General features: G+C 47.0%; 17 protein-coding genes and 1 riboswitch. Of the genes, 5 read left to right on the plus strand and 12 right to left on the minus strand.

Translation table 11 applies throughout. The features are described from left to right. Positions 1 to 117 precede the first annotated feature (117 nt). Both greB and ACJJIJ_RS05605 read right to left on the minus strand, forming a co-directional pair. Positions 118 to 618: a transcription elongation factor GreB gene (gene greB / locus ACJJIJ_RS05600; RefSeq protein WP_252085569.1), complete on the minus strand. Its 501-nt coding sequence runs from the start codon at positions 616 to 618 to the stop codon at positions 118 to 120. 38 nt (positions 619 to 656) lie between these two features. Beyond that, positions 657 to 2,603, minus strand: coding sequence for a S9 family peptidase (locus ACJJIJ_RS05605; RefSeq protein ID WP_444938871.1), 1,947 nt, complete (start codon positions 2,601 to 2,603; stop codon positions 657 to 659). Positions 2,604 to 2,894: 291 nt separating this feature from the next. On the opposite strand from ACJJIJ_RS05605, the gene ACJJIJ_RS05610 reads away from it, so the two are divergent. Both ACJJIJ_RS05610 and ACJJIJ_RS05615 read left to right on the plus strand, forming a co-directional pair. After that, positions 2,895 to 3,749: a beta-keto acid cleavage family enzyme gene (locus tag ACJJIJ_RS05610; RefSeq protein ID WP_444898427.1), complete on the plus strand. Its 855-nt coding sequence runs from the start codon at positions 2,895 to 2,897 to the stop codon at positions 3,747 to 3,749. A gap of 310 nt (positions 3,750 to 4,059) precedes the next feature. Next, complete coding sequence (locus tag ACJJIJ_RS05615; RefSeq protein WP_444885250.1) at positions 4,060 to 5,532, plus strand: alanine/glycine:cation symporter family protein; 1,473 nt, start codon at positions 4,060 to 4,062, stop codon at positions 5,530 to 5,532. A 60-nt stretch (positions 5,533 to 5,592) separates the two neighbouring features. Here the strand turns inward: ACJJIJ_RS05615 and ACJJIJ_RS05620 are convergent, their stop codons facing one another. After that, the gene (locus ACJJIJ_RS05620) at positions 5,593 to 5,967 is read right to left on the minus strand and encodes a SirB2 family protein (RefSeq protein ID WP_444938872.1); all 375 of its coding nucleotides are present in this window, start codon (positions 5,965 to 5,967) and stop codon (positions 5,593 to 5,595) included. Between the two features lie 675 nt (positions 5,968 to 6,642). Between ACJJIJ_RS05620 and ACJJIJ_RS05625 the strand changes: the two genes are divergently transcribed. Continuing rightward, entirely contained in the window at positions 6,643 to 7,650 is a 1,008-nt protein-coding gene (locus ACJJIJ_RS05625) for a zinc-dependent alcohol dehydrogenase family protein (protein ID WP_444938873.1), read from the plus strand. 237 nt (positions 7,651 to 7,887) lie between these two features. Here the strand turns inward: ACJJIJ_RS05625 and ACJJIJ_RS05630 are convergent, their stop codons facing one another. Next, the gene (locus tag ACJJIJ_RS05630) at positions 7,888 to 8,715 is read right to left on the minus strand and encodes a hypothetical protein (RefSeq protein ID WP_444938874.1); all 828 of its coding nucleotides are present in this window, start codon (positions 8,713 to 8,715) and stop codon (positions 7,888 to 7,890) included. 2 nt (positions 8,716 to 8,717) lie between these two features. After that, entirely contained in the window at positions 8,718 to 9,848 is a 1,131-nt protein-coding gene (locus ACJJIJ_RS05635; protein WP_444938875.1) for a hypothetical protein, read from the minus strand. 938 nt (positions 9,849 to 10,786) lie between these two features. On the opposite strand from ACJJIJ_RS05635, the gene ACJJIJ_RS05640 reads away from it, so the two are divergent. Further along, positions 10,787 to 12,079 (plus strand): phosphoinositide-specific phospholipase C-related protein, encoded by a 1,293-nt coding sequence (locus tag ACJJIJ_RS05640; RefSeq protein WP_444938876.1) that lies wholly within the window; start codon positions 10,787 to 10,789, stop codon positions 12,077 to 12,079. Between the two features lie 101 nt (positions 12,080 to 12,180). Here the strand turns inward: ACJJIJ_RS05640 and ACJJIJ_RS05645 are convergent, their stop codons facing one another. Next, entirely contained in the window at positions 12,181 to 12,843 is a 663-nt protein-coding gene (locus ACJJIJ_RS05645; RefSeq protein WP_444938877.1) for a class I SAM-dependent methyltransferase, read from the minus strand. 120 nt (positions 12,844 to 12,963) lie between these two features. Here ACJJIJ_RS05645 and ACJJIJ_RS05650 point away from each other — a divergent pair, with 120 nt between their 5' ends. Beyond that, positions 12,964 to 13,092 carry a hypothetical protein gene (locus ACJJIJ_RS05650; RefSeq protein WP_444938878.1) on the plus strand — a complete coding sequence of 43 codons (129 nt, stop codon included), beginning with the start codon at positions 12,964 to 12,966 and terminating at the stop codon, positions 13,090 to 13,092. A gap of 146 nt (positions 13,093 to 13,238) precedes the next feature. Here the strand turns inward: ACJJIJ_RS05650 and ACJJIJ_RS05655 are convergent, their stop codons facing one another. From ACJJIJ_RS05655 to ACJJIJ_RS05680, 6 genes are all read right to left on the minus strand, one after another. Continuing rightward, positions 13,239 to 13,682: a YtoQ family protein gene (locus tag ACJJIJ_RS05655; RefSeq protein ID WP_444938879.1), complete on the minus strand. Its 444-nt coding sequence runs from the start codon at positions 13,680 to 13,682 to the stop codon at positions 13,239 to 13,241. Between the two features lie 157 nt (positions 13,683 to 13,839). After that, the gene (locus ACJJIJ_RS05660; protein ID WP_444888773.1) at positions 13,840 to 14,301 is read right to left on the minus strand and encodes a nuclear transport factor 2 family protein; all 462 of its coding nucleotides are present in this window, start codon (positions 14,299 to 14,301) and stop codon (positions 13,840 to 13,842) included. A 233-nt stretch (positions 14,302 to 14,534) separates the two neighbouring features. Next, complete coding sequence (locus tag ACJJIJ_RS05665) at positions 14,535 to 15,407, minus strand: choline/ethanolamine kinase family protein (protein WP_252085581.1); 873 nt, start codon at positions 15,405 to 15,407, stop codon at positions 14,535 to 14,537. Positions 15,408 to 15,428: 21 nt separating this feature from the next. Next, the gene (gene pnuC, locus ACJJIJ_RS05670) at positions 15,429 to 16,091 is read right to left on the minus strand and encodes a nicotinamide riboside transporter PnuC (protein ID WP_252085582.1); all 663 of its coding nucleotides are present in this window, start codon (positions 16,089 to 16,091) and stop codon (positions 15,429 to 15,431) included. Next, complete coding sequence (locus tag ACJJIJ_RS05675; RefSeq protein WP_444938880.1) at positions 16,084 to 16,359, minus strand: hypothetical protein; 276 nt, start codon at positions 16,357 to 16,359, stop codon at positions 16,084 to 16,086. Before ACJJIJ_RS05675 ends, pnuC begins: the two co-directional genes overlap by 8 nt. 141 nt (positions 16,360 to 16,500) lie before the next feature. Then, the gene (locus tag ACJJIJ_RS05680; RefSeq protein ID WP_444938881.1) at positions 16,501 to 18,669 is read right to left on the minus strand and encodes a TonB-dependent receptor; all 2,169 of its coding nucleotides are present in this window, start codon (positions 18,667 to 18,669) and stop codon (positions 16,501 to 16,503) included. A gap of 57 nt (positions 18,670 to 18,726) precedes the next feature. After that, positions 18,727 to 18,843: riboswitch (TPP riboswitch) on the minus strand. Between the last annotated feature and the right edge of the window lie 263 nt (positions 18,844 to 19,106).

Below are 19,106 nucleotides of genomic sequence, written 5' to 3' on the forward strand. Positions count from 1 at the left end.
GATAACTCACTATTGATTCAAAGGCTTATTTCGAGGGAAATAAGCCTTTTTTATTTATCAATAAAAAATCTATCTATTTTTCCTGCTGTTATGCTTAGAGTTATGAGGAGTTGGCTTCTACTCTTCGTAGCGGATTTCAGTAATAAAATAAGTCTGCCATTTTTCCCCCTGACGAATATCTATCTCATCGTCGAGTCTGCGCCCTAGCAATGAACGAGCTACGGGAGAATCCATAGAGATCAGGCCGGCTTTTACATCAAACTCATCTGGCCCAACGATTCTATAGCTTATGACTACACCTTCTTCATCTTCCAACGTGACCCAGGCACCGAAGAAGACTTTTTCACGGTCTTCAGGCACTTGATCTACTACGGTGATCTCCTCCAGGCGTTTGGTCAAAAAACGCACACGGCTGTCTATTTCACGCAGGCGCTTTTTACCGTAGATATAGTCGGCATTTTCCGAGCGATCGCCCAGCTTAGCGGCATCACTTACCGCCTGGGTGACTCTGGGGCGCTCCTCCTCCCATAGATGCTTAACTTCGGCGCGCATACGTTGCGCGCCCTCCGCAGTGATATAGCGGGAGCCGCGCGGGCGCGGTGGTCTCCATCTTCCCATGGTATTAATGGCTTCCTCTAAAGGTTTGGGATGATTGATTACAGATTCTCAATGGTAATTCCGGGGCCGGCTTCAGCCAGGGGAAAATTGAAAATACGGCTGTAAAATTCCAGCTCTCCCTCCAGGGCCATTTTGATGCTGTCTCCACTACGGAAGCCGTGCCCTTCATTGGTAAAGGTGATATGGGCAACCGGAATACCGCGCTCTTTCAGGGCTCTCACCATAGTTTCCGCCTGGTTTGGTGGTACTACCTTGTCTTCCAAACCTTGGAAGAAAATCACCGGACAACTCAGTTGCTCCACATGATGAATAGGAGAGCGTTGCTGATAGATTGCTTCGGCGGATGGCCAGGGGCCGACTAATTTGTCCAGGTAGCGGGATTCAAACTTGTGAGTGTCTTTAGCGAGACTGCTCAATTCACCGATTCCATAATGACTGGCCCCGGCTTTGAAAGTGTTGTGAAAAGTCAGTGCTGCTAACACGGTATAACCGCCTGCGCTGCCACCCTTGATCAGCAGCCGCTCTGGATCGGCCAAACCCTGATTGACCAGGTATTCGGCGCCTGCACAGACATCTTCCACATCATAGATGCCCCATTTGTCGGTAAGGCGGTCGCGGTACTCGCGGCCATAACCGGTGCTACCGGAATAATTCACATCCAGAATGGCGAAGCCGCGGCTGGTCCAGTACTGTACTTTCAAATTGAGGCCGGCAGAGGTGGCTCCAGTGGGGCCGCCATGGCTAAAAACAATAAGCGGAGGTTTTTCGCCCTTTGGTGCCTTGAAGTCCGGGTTGTGTGGGGGATAGTAAAATCCGTGTACCTCTCGCTCATCGACATTGAAAGTAATGGCCTGGGCGCTGGAGAAGAGTTCGGCAGGCAGTGAGCGTTTGTTACTGCTGGCGATTGTCTCAAGGGCCTCACTTGCCAGATCAAAAGTGATTATTGCAGGGAAGCTGTCTCTTGCGGCGGCAATCATAATCGCTTTGCCATTTTCACAGCGCAGGCTCTCGATATCACAGTAGGGCTGCTGGATCAGCTGGTGTTCACCAGTAAGGGTATTTACGCTGGCCAAATACCAAAGGCCATTCTCGGTGTAAGTACAGAGAATTTCCTCAGTACTGATAAAGCCATAAGTGGACATTCCAAACACCCACTGCGGTGTGGCGAATTCAGCCTCTTTTTTCCAAAGCGGGGTATCTTGTCCCAGCTTGTATAAATTCCACCAGTTATTGCGGTCGGAGACATAGTAAAGCTGCCCCAATGGCGACCACTGGGGTTGGAATATGGATTCGTTATCTCCGCCGGCCACTTGAGTGATCTCAATGGCCTCTCCTTGCTCACTCAGAGTGGCCAGGCACAGTTCGGTGCCATCCCAAGGCAGGTTGGGGTGATGCCAGCGCAAGAAGCTCAACTGGTCTCCGCTGGTGTTCAAGGTGGGGTTTGAGTAGAAGTCTGCGCCTTCAACCAAAACCCTTGGGGGGGTAGTCAGCGGAGACTGTAGGTCGATGGCGATAATTCGTGCACGTGCTTCCTGTCCCTTAGCGTGGCCGCTGTCGTCTTCTTCAATACAAATCAGACGATTTCTTTTTGTGTCGAGGTGTAGGTCCGCATAGCGGGATTCACTCTCTGGAGTAATAGCCTCAGGCAGGTCACTGCCGATCTCCATCCGGTAAATACGCTGATCTTCCGCAAGTACAAAGTACAGGGTGTCGCCGTGGACAAGGTAGCTACCACCGCCATATTCGTGCGCCTTGGAACGAATACTCAGTGGGGTGGGGGTAAGATCGCGCCGGCCATTTTGCGGGCAATACTGCACCAGAACATTACGCCCCTTTTCTGAAGGACGCGACTCTAACCAGTAGTAACGCCCATCCACCAAGCTGGCTTCCGCCAGGCGAACACTGCCTTCAACCAATAATTCTGCGTTGATTGCAGATTTCCAGCTGCCATAAGGGGTGGAGTTTGTTATGGAGTGATCACTCATCGGATACCGGTTTCCTAAATTAGATTTTTTTGCATTCTGCCGGGCCTGTTTTAGCGATACAAGGTGCCTTTTTACGGGTTAAAGCCTGTGTTAGTCTTTGATGACCAAGCAAGCGCTTGGTGGCGGGGTTTGATACCTCCTTCATTAACCCCAAAGTATGGATGCGGCTCAGGGTATTTCGCGCACGGATGAGGCGCAGGTACTGAGAGCATGACAATCAGCGGAATTCGGCAAAGCCTAGTGTGCCGAACCTAAAGCGGCCCAAATAAAGATAATTCAGGAGAGCCTGCGATGTCCGATGAAGTGGTAATCACCTGCGCCCTAACCGGGGTGCTCACCAATCCGCAACAACACCCGGTTCCGGTAACGCCGGAACAAATGGCAAACTCAGCCCGCGAAGCCTTTGATGCCGGGGCTTCGGTAATGCATGTACATTTTCGGGCTCAAGAGCCGGGCAAGGGGCATCTTCCCAGCTGGGAACCGCAAGTGGCGTTGGAAATTGCCGATGCAATTCGGGCTAAGTGCCCCGGAGTTATTTTAAATTTTTCCACCGGCACTATCGGTCGGGACCAGCGCGGACCTCTCGAGTGTGTGCGCGCAGGTAAGCCGGAAATCGCCGCCTGCAATGCGGGCAGCTTGAATTACTTAAAAGCCCGTTCCAACGGCACCTGGGCCTGGCCGCCGATGGTGTTCGATAATCCGGTAGACAAAGTGGAGGAACTGCTGGCGGTATGTCGTGAAACGGGTACCAGGCCGGAGTTTGAGTGCTTTGATGTAGGTATTGTCCGCTCCGTTGGTATGTATGCCGATGTGGGTATGGTAGATAAGCCCAACTATAACCTGGTGATGGGGGTGGCTTCTGGTATGCCAGCGGATCCCGAGCTGTTGGAGTTGCTGCCTAAATATATGCGTGCAGATAGCTTGTGGCAGAGTACTGTGATTGGGCGCGAGGAAATCTGGCCGGTGCACCGCAAGACCGCGGAGCTGGGCGGCCATTTACGCTCAGGAGTAGAGGACACTTTCTATTTGCCCGGTGGCGAGCGCACCTCTGGCAATGGCCAGTTGATTGAGGCTTTGGCCGTGATCGCAGAAGAGAGTGGTCGTAAGGTGGTGTCTCCAGAGCGGGCGCGGGAAATCTTCTGCTAATTCTTTTCAGTGCATAGACCAGTGGGCCCTCAGTGTCACTGGTCTATCTCTCAGAGCCCACCTTCTGTCGATTTTTCCCCATTTTATGCCTGCTCTATCTTGATTGAGCGCCGAGAATCCTTTTCGCCTCCCTTTCCAGCTGGTCTGGATTTTTTAAGCGCCGTAGAACCAAGTGATTCTTACTTTTCCTGCAAAAGGTCCGCTTGGTTACCTACCCGTTAGCACTGTAGCGGCTGCTAGTCTTTAGTGGGGATAGCCGTTTCCAGCGGTTGATCTATGCATAAATATAGGCTGTGCCAGGGAGCGGTGGATGCAAGAGTTGTTGGACCGAATAATCAAGGCGATTGATTGGGCCAACCGGCTTTTGTGGGGGGGGATTGAAGGGCAGTGGTGGCTCGGTGTCCTCATTATCGCTTTGCTGCCTATTGGCCTTTACTTTTCCATTCGCAGTCGCTTTATTCAATTCCGCCACTTTGGTCACATGGCGATGGTAATGGTGCGCGGTATTCATAAGGATCATCCGGGCTCAATTTCCGCGTTTCAGGCGTTTGCCACCAGTGCCGCAGCACGGATTGGTACCGGTAGTTTGGCGGGTGTTGCCGTGGCAATTACTGCTGGGGGTCCTGGGTCGGTTTTTTGGATGTGGATGGTGGCTTGGCTCGGTATGGCCACCAGCATGGTCGAAAATACCCTCGCGCAAGTTTATAAAGAGAAAGGTGAGCAACCTGGGACCTTCCGTGGAGGACCGGCTTACTACATCAAAAAAGGCCTAGGCCCTAACTGGAAGTGGCTTTCAGTAAGTTTTTCCATCTTCTTACTGATGTGCTACGGCTTTGTCTTCAACTCCATTCAGTCGAACGCAATGGCCACGGCCCTAAACGACGCCTGGGAAATCAACCCCATGCTGGTCGGGATTGTGGTAGCTGTGATTGCGGGCATTATTGTGTTTGGTGGTATCCGCTCTATCGCGCGCTTTGCCGGAGTGGTGGTGCCTTTTATGGCTATCGCCTATTTAACAGTGGCGTTTATGGTTTTGCTGATGAACTTGGGGGAGTTGCCCAAGATTCTGGGTATGATATTAAGGAATGCTTTTGGGCTGGAACAGGCTGGCGCAGGAGCCCTGGGGGCGGTAGTTTCCAATGGAATAAAGCGTGGGCTATTTGCCAATGAGGCGGGGCTTGGCTCTTCACCGAATGTGGGTGCAGCAGCGGATGTTAAGCATCCACTAGTGCAGGGCTATGTGCAAATGGCTTCCGTTTTTCTAGATACCATTGTTATCTGTACCTGTACCGCGGCAATTATTTTAGTTGCCGATGTGTATATGGTGGGCAATGTGGAGGGAGTTAAATTAGCTCAGGACTCTCTGTCTAGCGTGGTGGGTTCCTGGGGAAGTGGTTTCGTGGCGTTTGCACTGCTGTTTTTTGCCTTTACTTCGATTATTGGTAATTACTATTACGGTGAAACCAATATTTTTTATCTTTACCATACTCCCACTTCTATATTTTGTTATCGGATAATTTTTTTAATTTTTATCCTGTTTGGTGCCTGGGTTTCTTACAGTGGAAGTACTGAGAATTTTACCTTGCTCTGGCGCATGGCAGATGTGGCGATGGGATTTATGGCCTCTACCAATATATTGGCTATTACCTTGCTCTCCGGTGTCGCTTTCAAAGTGCTGGGAGACTATGAAGCACAGCTTAATCAAGGAATTAAGGAGCCGGTGTTTGATGCGAGAAAATACGATATTAAAGGGATTGATCACACAGTATGGGATCGGAATTGAGCTCGCTGCCCACTGAGTTGTGAGCACTGGCTTTGTGGGCAAATTAAATAAAAAGTTGTATTAGAGAGCAGGCTTTTGAATTGCCAGATAAAAAATAAAGCCAATCTGCACCATGGCCAAAAGAGCCGCAATGATGCGTGTAGGTTGAGGCATGGACTGGCGCAGTGCGAAGAATCCGGCAATCACATAACCGAATACTAGCGCAACCTTTACTGCAAGCCAATGGAAGACAGCCGGATTCCAGCTGCCGATAACAACCAGCGCTACAGCCGCAGATAACAGCAGAGTATCATTGGCATGGGGCATCCAGCGAAGGAAGGTTTTTCTCCAGTGAGGCTTTCCTGAGAACTCCAACCCCATTCTCAACAGAAAAAGAGAAAGGCTAAGTACTGCGGCTGTGATATGGGTATGCTTAATCAGTGTGTAGGTAAACATCTATAAAGCTAAAGGGTTGTTTCAAATTAAATTTCTTAGTCATGGTGTAAAAGTCACCAAGTTTGCTAAGAGTGCAACTAGAGCCGCTGCTGATAATAGCGGCTCATCGCGATTCTGTACATCAAAAAGATAGAAGGGTACTTTTCTGCGTAAGAAATTGAACCCTATCCATATTCAATATTTATCAGTTAGTGGTGAAGGGGCAAGCGGCTCCATGTTGACATTTGGATAAGTTGCTGGTGATTTGCACTCCGGTGATGTTCTCTAAGGCTTACCTCTATTTCTTTTTAATCTTGGAGTGTTTGTTGCGTTGCTGATGCAGGATAGTGTGAGAGTCTGAGGAGATAAGGAGTAAAGAGGTAACAGGCTTTTATTAAGTTTGAAAAAAATCAACCGAGTAGATGCTGGGTGTCAAAGATATTTGTTTGAGTGACCAGTGAGCTTTTGTAAAGCAACTTGCTTTCAATAGATACTTTGACTTTACGATTCAGTCCTGTTTCTATCGCACGATTACAGTTAGCCTACATCTGTTTGGTGGATATTCTTGAACTCTCTCTCATGGTGAGTAGACTGAACAATTCGAAATGGCCGGTAAATACGAGTGTTACTCGAGAGGCAGTGAGAGAAATTGTTTACGGCTTAGTGAAAGCTATTTTTCTTAAAGGATATGTCGATATGCTAAAGGCAGAGTATCGTGAGCGCGGCCCTGTGCCGCAGGATGTGATTGAGGCGGTTCCGTTTAATGAGCCGGAACTGGAAGAGGGGCAGGTATTACTGGAAATGCTGGCTACACCTATCAACCCCTCAGATGTACTCACGCTGACCGGTGAATATGGCATGTTACCGCCTCTGCCTGCCATTGGCGGGAACGAAGGTGTTGCCAAGGTAGTTAAGCAGGGTCCGAATGTGTCAGGCCTTGATATTGGCCAAACTGTTCTGTTGCCCGTTGGCAGTGGCACCTGGGCCACGCACATGGTGGCAAATGCTAAGGGACTTATTCCTCTGCCAAATGAGGTAGATCCCATACAACTATCCATGATTACCATTAATCCCCCAACGGCCTACCTCCTGCTCAGTGAGTTCGTCGATCTGAAAGAGGGAGACTGGGTGATTCAAAACGCAGCAAACTCTGCGGTAGGAACTTATCTGACAAGTTTGGCAAAAATTCGTGGTCTGAAGGTAGTCAATGTAGTTCGCAGATCCTCGCTGATTGAGCCAATGCTAGAAGCCGGTGCCGATGTGGTGCTGGTAGATGGTGATCAGGAAGGGGAGAGCCTAGCCAAGAGGGTTAAAGCTGCAACCGCAGGTGCTGAGATTCGCTTGGGTATAGATGCCGTTGGGGGAATGGCTACTGCTAGGCTGGGTGAAGCCCTTAGTGAGGGTGCCACACTGGTCAACTATGGTGCCCTGAGCGGTGAACCATGTCTGCTTGCTCCAGGGGTGATTATCTTTAAGGATATTACTGTACGTGGGTTCTGGCTGGCCAAGTGGTTTGCTAATGCTTCACCTGAGCGGCAGCAGGAAGTGTTTGGAACCATTACGAGCCTCGTTGCCCAGGGTAAGCTTTCTGCACCAATTCATGCAACTTATCCCCTTAGCGATGTGAAGGAAGCCGTTAAAGTTGCTGCGGCAGGTGAGCGTAACGGTAAGGTTCTTTTGGTTGGTGAGTCGCTAAACATTTAACTCACAAGACATCTTCTGGTAAGAAAAGCGTCACACTGACTTATAGGTGCCCTTTTAGGGCACTCTATATTAGGAGTTGCGGAGTAGCTTATTAACTTCAGGCTATCCTTATTTTACACTCTAGTCAGCTAGTTAATTTTTTACCGGAGAAAATAAGAATCTGTATTTTATAGTTTTCGCAAATAATAATGTTTAAATATGTAAGCTGCTCTAGGTAAGCCCGCTAATTAAAATACTTTACCAGCCGCTCAGATCTTCTGTATCTTCTCCCCAGGAGCTTGTAGTCTCTCGCTCTATGGTACCAGTAACGACCTGGCTGCCTTTCTCCATTTTGGTAAGCTCCAGGTTATCCATAAAGTCCCATAAAGGAGATTTGCTAATGCGCAAGGCTTTTTCGCTGGGAATATGATATGGAGGCCAGAACTGGTCTGGTGTATATGCGATATGCAAAAGGTGTTTGTCTGACAAATTAGTATACAAATTAAAACACCAATTTAGGCCTCTGTTTCCATCAATTATTTCGTACCAGTTCCTTCCCTTGAACATATACTCCTGGATCTCACCGGGACTCCAGGCGCTAAAGAAATCCTCGCTTCCGAATTCTTGAAAGTGATCTAGGTTATTTTTATGCTTGTTGAATATAAATTGCATTAACTGGTCTTGATCAGCGAGGTCGAAGATTCCAGATTTGGATGGGTCCCGTATCTGGATCACTCGGATCTCGAAGCAAGCGGTGCCAACAATCCAGGCATCGTCCGGCCCAACATCTACACTGCAGCCGACATTGATTGAATGCAATTCAAACCAAATATAGGGGCTCTTATTGTCCCAAAGTGGTTGTCCACCATAAAATCTTGGATAGCTATCCTCTTTGTCGATAGGTGTAGTATATGGGGCATAACGGTGCTCCCCATAAGTTTGTAGCTCCAGTCTCCCAGTAAATGACAGGTGCCAGTCGCCTAAGTCGTAGTGGTGTACGGGTAGCGCATCAAAGGGTAACCAGTAAAGATCATCAAGTTGCTCAATAGTAGGGCGGCTTAAGTCCAGTGAATCTATCTGGGCCATACTCAACTCCATCCATCTTTGAAGTTTCTTACAAATCTTATAGCCGCGTCTGAGAAAGTACGATTATTGTCAATACTATTTATATATTTGTTTTGATAATAATTGCTGCCCCCCTGTATCATTTTGTCGAACTCAGACCAAGGTGCATCCATTTTCTGCAGACCAATCACCGTGTTATCTCCATCCTTTACTTGGTGCACCTTACTGGCTATATCATCCAGGCTATGCCTGTAACTGGTCTTTTTCGTCTGTGCACCTACGGCTTCAATTTCCCGCATCAAAAGCCCTAGATTCTCTCGTGGGTTGACAAAATAAAAACAGTGCTGCTGTAGCTTTTTTCCTCCGGCTATCTGGCTAAACTCCTTCAAGGTGCGATGGAGCATCTTGGCACCTTCTCCGAAAACATACCAATGATGCTTTAAGGTTTGATCTCTCTCATCCCAAGGTAGCGATTTATATAACAGACGGGCAAGTTCTCGAGGTCCGGCGTCTGGTCCAGAGAGTTTCTGAGTCGCCGTTTTCCAGACTCCAAGCTCATCGACGAGATAGCTTGGAGCATAGTAGAGCGAAAAACAATCATTTAGTTGCTTTTGGTTTGCATTTCCTGTGGTCTTTAAGTAGTCACCATATGCTTTTGCGCTAGTACGGGCACTGTAAGCCGTACCAGTAAATACTGCGCCAATTGCCCCAATTACTGTAGGAATAGTGTCATCTTTAATCGTGCTTAGCCTCCACTCATTATTCTTAAAATTTGATAGATAGAAGCCTGCGGGTAGAGACTCTCTACCTGATTCTCCATTGGCCCGCTTGAGCTCTGTGATATAAACACCAGGGCCTCTATTATGACTATTGCCCTCTTGATACACGGTATAGCTAACCTGTACAGCCCCTATATTTTCGCGGTGTTGAAAGCCATTAGTTTGGTTACTTTCGGAGGTGATTCCAGCAGCGGTACTGCTGAGCTGATTCATTTGGTTTGCCGTTTTTCTGCCCGCCTCCGAGTTGATATCGATCAAATCAATAAACCGAGGAAGCAGTTTTGGATCAATAAAGACAGGCTTTCCATTTTGTCCTTTAGTGGTTTCGTGGAAAAAGATAAAGCCTGTGTAGTCAATATTGTGAGGGTTAGCCATATACTCTCATCCCTGATAGTCATTCACCATAGCGCTAAGGCGCTAAATCCATTGCGCGATCATATCATGGAGTGACTTGATATCTGCCAATCTAAACTAATGCCGATAAGGGTTTTTATGTGATTTATTTCACATAGAGAGAATGTGGTACGTGTGTAATATTTTGGGGTTGTGGGTGATGAGTTGAGAGTCTTGCTTAGGTGTAATTGGCTGTAATTTTTGTGCTGAGAATAACCTTAACATAGTCGCCTGAGAGGAGGTTGGGTGTGTCCTTTTTGGTTATGGCTGTTGTTGGATCACTTGATTTTCTGCTGTCTTAGCGATTTTTTTTGTGTTTTGCGATACGTATTATTGCGATCCACAAATGATTTTCTAGTGTTTTTCTTTCAGAGAAAATTTTCTGTAAGTCCTATTCTTTTCTCGCTTTATAGCGGTTGGGAGGGAGTAACTGAGGCGATGCTCTTCAGTGAAGTTGTTGGTCTGAATTTTATGGTTGGCTCTCAAATCCAATTGTTTGAGTTCATTATTGGGGCAAGAAATACAGCCCTTTTTTGTATAGTTTTATTTCGCTTTTTGGTTGGTGATTTCAATAAAAAATATAAATTATTTTAACTGTGTTGAGTGATGGGATTGGCCTGCTTTCCAGGTGCGGTTATAAGCATGGGTTTATGTGAGGGTCAGCTGTATGCTTTTTAAGGATTGGTACTATTAGCATGAACCTGGCGTCTTTAAAGTCAAATTGATTTTCTTTTGGGTGGCTTTACTGTCAGGTAAAAATAGAAGCTGTTGTTCCTTATATACCTATCCAGTCAATCAGATTTGGTTTTATTCTATGATTTGATTATTTGTTTGATTAATATCTAGAGGTTCCGACTTGGAATATATGCCTTTCGCAAGGCGAAATAACAATAAAGTCACTATAGTGACACAGGTATATCATGACAATAAAAAAACAAATGATCAAATTATCCCTTTATCGGCGGCTAGTAATTCTTATGGTGGGCCTTTTTCTAGTTCCGGGCGTCAAGTCGACAACAACTCAGGGTGTTATACAACTGTCCCTGCAAGAACAGTTAGATAAAGATGTGCCTTTCAACCATTCGCAATGGGTGGGTACTCACAACTCTTATAATGCGCGGGAGTGGGACAGTGCCTACTGGGCGGATCCCAATCAGGATATTTCAATCTATGATCAGTTAAACTCTGGTGTGCGTGAGCTTACTTTAGATGTCGGCGATTACGGAACATTTTTTGGGGAGAATCAGCTGCGGTTATGTCATGGTGTCTGCTTTGGTGGTGAAAAAAAGTTTCGCCGTGGGCTGGAAAGTATTGTTCGTTGGTTGGAAGAGGGGAATGTTCAGTCAGTCATATTATTGAAACTTGAAATAAATTCTGATCATTATGGCCAGATAGCCAGTCAGTTGAGAGCTGAGTTAGGAAGCTATCTTTATGAGGCGAGTTTCTCTGGAGGGGGATCTAATCGTTGTGCCGGCTTACCGGTGGATTCCTTGAGTAAGCAGAATGTGTTGGATTCTGGAAAAAATATAGTCGTTGTAAATACGGATTTAATCTGTCCACAATCAGGGAGCTTTAGGTCTGTGGTACATCTCGGTCTGCAATATCAGGGGTTCCACAAAGACAAATTTAGTAAACCTACAGATCCCAATACTTGTGAGTTAATGACGACCTCGGCAAGCAAGCAAATGACGCGGTTACACGATCCAAGCACTCTTTATGGCATTGGTAGTGGTGGTAAAGGGCCGCAAGACAAAGAAATCACTGAGTCTAATGTAAAAAGCTATCTTTCCTGTGGGCTCAATATATTTGAAATGTTCTGGTTCAATGGTGATGGTAGTGCTGGGCATCTTGAGCCCGAAGACCTACTCTGGTCTTGGGAAAGTACGGAGCCGAACAACTGGAATGGCAATGAGCATTGCGCTATTTCAAAGGTGAACGGTCGTTTTAATGATGTAGCGTGCTCCAAAAGCTATCGCTTTGCTTGCCGTGATGAAGGTGACTGGAAGGTTACTGCTGCTGATGCGGACTGGTCTCAAGGAGAAGTGGCTTGTAAATATGAGTACCCAGGATCAGTTTTTGATGTTCCATTCAATGGCTATGACAATGCACGCCTTATGAGTGCCAAGATCGGAGCTGGGGTTTCCACAGTTTGGCTAGCGTATCATGACCTAAATCAGGAAGGCCTTTGGCAAAAGGGTGTGAACAAACAATAGAATAATACTGCTGCTTCAAATAAGAGGAAATCAAGGAGAGAGGTGGCCTTAATGATGAAGTAATATTTACCAAGTATTCTCGCAATTGTTGGGGGCTGGGTTTATCGCTTGTTCTTTGCTGAGAAAAGTGCAACACAGCCCCGAATTTCTATTGAATATTCTGAGAATCTACTTTGCAGGAAATTCTCCAGATCTTTCTGGCTGTCTAGGGTGTTAGAAAATATTCCTTTCTTGTTGTAGAAGGTCATTAATCGTTTGGCGATTGCACTTTTGTAAACACCTTCATGTAAAATTGTAGAGCCAAAGATAGTGCCATGATCTGAGAGTAGTTTATTAAGATAATCTATGGCAATAAGCTTTTCTGATAGTCTCCCCGGTAAGCAATGGAATAAATAATTAACAGAAATGGAATCAAATGGCTCTATATCATTAGGCATTTCACCCAGTACGTTTGTGTGAAATAGAATAGGTTTGTATCTTGCAGCACGCTTTGCTGAGATATCCAAGCAGTTCTGGTTTAAATCCATAAGTGCCAATCTGATATGAGGTGAGGGAAAATGACATTTATCCATAAAATAGCCAGTGCCGACACCCACGTCCAAGTGATTGACGCTTACATTTTCATCAAATTGCCGAAGAATTATTGGTGTAGGGCAGCGCCAAATAAAGCGATTTGATAAAAATAACACCCAAAAATCATATAGCCATAACAGTGTCTTGGAATATGCGGCTTGGCCCTTCCAGACTTCTTTACTTATTCTCATGATACTCTCCAAGCTACTGGGGTGGCCGATAGCTGATAAGGTTGTTCCTGATTGAGGATGTAAGCGTTTATCGTGGGAAACCCGCCAGAACCTTTTAATTGATCTCCTGAGTTTAATTATATGAATCGTACATTTGTGGCCTTTAAGGTCAGTATCCTTGCCTCGGTTTATGTCTGCGCCATCTATTACTGGATTGGTTGGACACAGTGGGATATAGCAAAACATGAAGATGTTGGTATGAAATACTAATGGATTAATAGGTCATATCAAGGGGAAAACCGATCAGTTACTCCAGGCATAAGTAGCTACAGATTAAAAAGAGTGGGGAAAATGAAGGTGAGCGATTATACGACAAACCACCGCCGGTCATTGGCCGGAGATGGTGACATATGGCGTTAAGCCTGGGAAGTGAGGTATTTCAGAATATCGATAACTTGTGCAGGGCTCTGGGCCCAGGCTTGGGCTGAACCATCGACTTCTTTCAAGGCGTGAACCAGGGATTCATCGTGTAGGGTGATATAAGGCTTTCCCAGAGCTGCGCAGTAACCGGCATCGAATGCGGCGTTCCACTGCTTATATTTTTCTCCAAAGCGAATGATGGCCAGGTCGCAGTTCTCAATAGAGTGTTTGATTCGGACGGCATTGACCTTGGCCGATTTATGATCACGCCAAAAAGAGTTGGACTCTTCACCAAGGCCATCACCCGCTGCATCACTGGCATCGTGATCAGTCACTGCGGATGAAAAGGTGATATCTAACCCTAGATTTTTGCAACCCTCTATAATTTGGGTTCTCCAGTTAGAATGAATTTCACCGGAAAGGTACACTTTTAGCTTCATGGGGCCGCCTCTTGGGATAATAAGCACTATGTATCGTATAGTTCGGCTTATTTTACATGATGCTGCAGTGGATAGGAAAAGACACGGTATTGGCTGTAGCCTCTACAGTGAATGTAGGGCTGGCCCTAAGGCCAGCACATTGAGCTTAACTTTAAATTTAGAGTTTTTGCTTGATAAAGGTTACTTTATCGGGCGTTTTACCAGCTGGTAGCCGGGTAGAATGCATTTGGCGGAGTAACCAGTTCCCATCTACCTTGGCTAGGACGGCACTCTCCAGCCAGATAACATCCTCGCTTTTGTTTTTCTGGGTAAAGTTGGCTTTGTTCCAATAATTGACAGTCAGTAATTCGCCTTGCTGCTCGTAGTTGATGATGCTGAAGTAATTCGTTCGGGTGTAACCAGCGGGCTTAACTACATTAACAAGATCCTCTATGGTCCAGATCTCCCCATGTTCTAAAAGGATGAATGAATCAGTAACCGTACTTCTCATTGCCTGATGATCAAAATTTGACATGGCGGCAAAAAGTTTGTCGATGGTGTTAAAAGCTTCAGGCCTCTTGTCGGCGTAGCAGCTGGCGGTGACGAAGAGGAGTAGCAAGCCGAAGAAAGTTCTGGTCATAATGTGTATCTCCCTATACTCGTGCATTTTGATGTAAACCTTTGCAGGTCTGCAGTGATTATATCTTTGCAAAGCAATGGCCGGTCAATACTGATCTTATGTGGTTGGTATCTTGAGCTGTATTATTTAGGAAGGCTTCACCCATAAAGGCTCCCCTTTAATTCCTGTTATGTTTATTTGGGGGCTCGGCAGGGCTTTTGCCGGGTTGATGAGGTGGGCTTACTAAGGAGCTACTAATCCGGCCGGGATGCAGCTAACTCTAATATCGCCTGGCATTGAGATTCGATGGCGCTTGAGTCACAAGAGGCCTTTTTTGCACTCCATTGCAGTGCATGCCAAAGCACACATAGATATTTATAGATAAGCCGCCAATGGTAAAGGCGCTGCCTATCATCTCCATTTGGTGGGCGATGGAGATAATTGACCAGTAGCTGTTGTTGCTCCGCAGGGGAAAATTGGTGCTCCTCAACCAAAGCGGCAAGGTCATAAAATCGATCTCCCATGGAAGCATATTCCCAGTCGATTGCGATTAGCTCTCCGTTGGTACTTTCGATCAGGTTTTCTTTGGTAAGGTCATTATGACAGAGACTGGGAGTATCACTTACAGCCTTTAAAGCGCTAATACTGCTGGATAGTTGACCGTGTAATTGTTTAAGGCGTGGATAGAAATCAGCTTGAGTATTAATCGATGACCAATAGCGGTCTATTTTCTGATCAATATCCAGGTGGTTCTTAACCGGCGAGAGAGAGTGAATGCTATTAAGTCGTTTGGCAAGCCGCTTCAAAGCGCTGGGGCCCTCTTTGTGCCAGGGCTGGCCTTGAATAAACCTTGTTACCAAATAGTGATAATGAGGGTCACAATAGATAAGGGGAGCACAGAGCCCGGCGCGAGAGGCCTGGTTGAGGACTTGGGCCTCTGTTGCCCGGTCGAGATCCAGCGCTTGGCTAAGTGGGGAGTTATGGCGAATAACCAGGAGCTCTTCCCCTGATGAAACTAAATAGGTTCGATTGGTCTGCCCACCTGCCAAGGTCTGTATAAACCTAGGTCTGGACTGGCTCCACTGATGCCAGTCGCAGGGAATGATGTCGCTTGGGCTTTGGCTCATAGATATAGAGAGGGCGAATTGCTACTGTAAAGCGGCGGAAGCTTGTCTTCCCGTTAAAGAGGTTAGCCCGGGCTGATTTTGCTTATTGTAGATGGATTTCCACTGGAAAAAGCCAATAACAACCAATACCACGTAGAGTAAAAAGAGGAGCGCAGTCAGGTACAACCCTCTATCCAGGTAAAGGTAGATGGAGGCCCCATCCACTACAATCCAGTAGATCCAGTTCTCCAAAACTTTGCGGGTCACCATATAGGTGGTGACCACAGCTCCCAAAGTGGTGAAAGAATCGAGATAGGGTAGGGCGGCACTGGTAAAGTTATCTAGCAGATAACCGAATACTAGGGTTAGCAGGAAAACACCACTAATCACCATCAAGTGGGTTTGCAGTGGCCAGCGATGAATTCTTAAATCTTTGTTTTTATCCTCGTGATGACGCCATTGCCACCAGCCAAAAATCGCCATGCCCAGGTAGAACACTTGCAGTGCTGATTCCATTAGCAGGCTGACATCCCAAAATAAAACTAAATAGATTGCCGTGCTGATAAAGGCAGCATACCAGCAGCTGATTTTCTCGCGCATCGCCAATAACAGGTAAGCAAGGGCGAGAACAACAGCTGCCACTTCCCAAAGAGACATGGCTGCAATTGAGGTGCGCAGAATTTCTAGGAGCTCTGAGTTAAGCATGGGGTTTTGCCGGGGCTAGGTCGCCATCAATAAATTTACAAACAAAAATAGCGCGTCCAAACTGCTCATAGGATTTGCGCATTTCTATTTTGAGAACATCCATTAGCAAATCATATTCGCCAAATACCTGAGTGCTTATAGTGTTAGTGATTACTCTCAGGCCTGAATGGCTATTCAGGCGTCCAATAAAGGCTCGAATACTGGGTATGTACTCATCTTTGAGAGGGTACATGCTGATTTCTGCGGAGAGCTGCATAGCTTTTCTCATTATTCGCCGAGAGCCAGGGGGTAACTATCCTTGGCTTCTATCTATCCAACCCGATTAAGTTCGTGAATTATCAGATAGCTATGTATCTGATAATTCACGGGCGTTAACCATTGGCTATTTGCTAAATTACAAGGTGTCCTATTAGAAAGTATAAGTACCGGTTATCCCGGCAATACGTGGTTCACCCTGTTGATAATAAGCTTCTGAGGTATAGCCATTAACTGGGTTATTTCCGAAATAAAAGCCTCTGGTATAGTAATCCTCACCTGTCAGGTTTCTACCCCATAGAGAGACTTCCCAGTTATCAAGCCGATAGGTGAGGCGGGCGTTAACCAATTCGTAGGCCGTGGATTTTTCATTGTGGCTATTAGAGAAGTAAAACTCATCCTTGCCTTCCAATTCCAGACGCAGTACCCAGTGGGTAGTGAGATCAATCTCGGTGCCAGTGAAGAACTGATAGCTTGGCGCATGAGCTACATCACGCCCATCCAGATTTACCGGAGATAGTACCGTACCGGTTTCTTCATCCTTCTCTGTATCTACGTGGGTACTGCTTATAAAGTTTTCAAACTCGGCGTTTAGCCAGCCTGCAGAAGCGAAGAGGCGCACAGTATCCGTGGCTTGGAAATTTATTTCCGCCTCAAAGCCGTAAGTTTCACCACCTGCTGCATTACCCAGGTATTCCCTAAACTTTTTACTTTCTGGATTAAAGAGTGATTGTTTGGCTTGAACATCGCTGCGGTCTTGGTAGAAAGCTGCTAGCTGCGCCTGTAGGCGGTTATCCAGCCAGCTGCCTTTGGCGCCGAGTTCGTAGTTAAGCAAATGCTCTGTATCAAACTCGAACATCTCCCTGTAAGTTTCTTCATTACCCGCGAACTCTGCGATGATCGCACCGTTCACACCCCCTGCCTTATAGCCGCGTGAAACGGTGGCGTACAGTAGCGTGTCTTCAGAATAATGATATTCCAGGGTTATATTTCCACCCCACAAATCCTCATTGCTATCTGCCTTAGTGGAATAGGAATCAGAATAATCCGCGCTGCGTTTTTCCAGGCGAAGCCCGGTAATCAGGTTGAGAGCGTCGGTTAGTGTGGTGCTCAGCTGTCCGTAAACAGCGCTGTTTTTGGTATCAAACTCACTGCTAAAAAAACTGTATTCCGTGATTGTGCCTTTAGTTTTTCCTGAAGTCTGCAGGAGGTCTTCTTGCTCATTACGATGATAACCCCCCAGTACCCAGCTAGTGCGCCCCGCAAAGAGTTTGGAGCTTTCAGTGGAGAGCAGGCGTAAATCCAGGCTGGCGTTGTCTTTGTCCCGCTGGTAATTGTCAGTTTGGCTGTATTCCAAAGGGTGAAATCCGATATAGCTCCAGTCCTCATCGTATCCGTATTCGGTATCGGAATTGGCATGGCTTAGGGTGGCTTCAAGAGTGAAATTCTCGTTACCAGACCACTGCCCAGTTAAAGCGCCAGCCCAGCTTTCCTGCTGGTCCCGACCGGGCTTGTCGGAGAGGGTCTTGCGGGTATTGTATAGAGAGAAGGCATCGTAGCCGTTATCGGCGTCAAGGTAGAAAAGGGTGAGGCCGAGTTTTAAATCGTCACTGGGAGAATAGGCCAGCTTACCGCGCAGTACGGATTCATCAATATTGTTCGTGTCATCACGACCTAGGTACTGATTTTCTATATAGCCGTCGGACTTTCGCTCGCTGGCGGCTATACGGTAGCCAAGCTGCTCAGTCAGGCTGCCGCTGCCAATGGCGGTAAGGCTGCGACCACCGTATTCACTCAACTCGGCGGAGACTTTGCCCGTTGTTTCTGAAGTGGGCGCGGCACTGCGCATATTGACCAGGCCTGCTAGGGCATTGGCACCATACAAGGTGCCTTGCGGGCCTCGTAGAATCTCGACTTGTTCTATGTCCAGGGTGTTGGCGGCCAGGCCAAGGCCTGTGAAGTCGATACCATCAATAACCAAGCCGACTGAAGGGTTTACTGGGTCGATAAATTGGCTGCGTTCACCGATACCGCGAACCTGGATAAAGCGCCCCCGTGAGGCGCCCGTAGAAAAATTGACATTAGGTGCCATGTTCAGGAGTTGGTCCAGGTTGCCAGCTCCGCGCGCCTCAATACTGCTGGTGCCGATTACACTGACACTGCCGGGTAGATCTAGCAGGTTGGTATCACGTAATTGAGCTGTCACTACCACTTCCTCAAGCCCGCCCTCCATGGGCTTAGCGGCCATTGCTAGCCCAGCGGACAGGCCAGCCACAAGGCCGATAGATTGAGCAATCGGGCGGATTGTGAACAGTTTTTTCATGGTTCTCTCTCGAATCAACACTAATGAAAGAGACCCGGAGAGCGACGAGGGGAGGGCTTTGGCACGCCTACCTATTCCTACGCCGGTATTAACCGGATCAGGTTCAAGGGTTTGCTTAAGGTGATCTTCTTGATCCCTTTGCATCTCAGGCCTTGGCCACCCCTTAGGTTTTTGCGGGCGCGATGATAGCAGATGTTTCGCCTTTTATGGGCAGGAAGGCGTTTTTGATTGAGATTAGGCCGCCTGGTTATGGGGGGGCAGAAGTATTGGTATTAAAGAATATCCAATATAATTTTAGTTTTCGGTTGCCAGGCTGTGGCTAGATTTAGGGTTGGAGTAACAGTGAAAAATTGTCCAGGTTGTAATGAGAAGCCTATCTCTCTGATTGGCTGGTGTAGTGGTCTCAACTCGATAAAATGTGTCTGTAAAAGCTGCGG

It is taken from the genome of Microbulbifer mixtoriginis (SeqCode), from assembly GCF_052467945.1.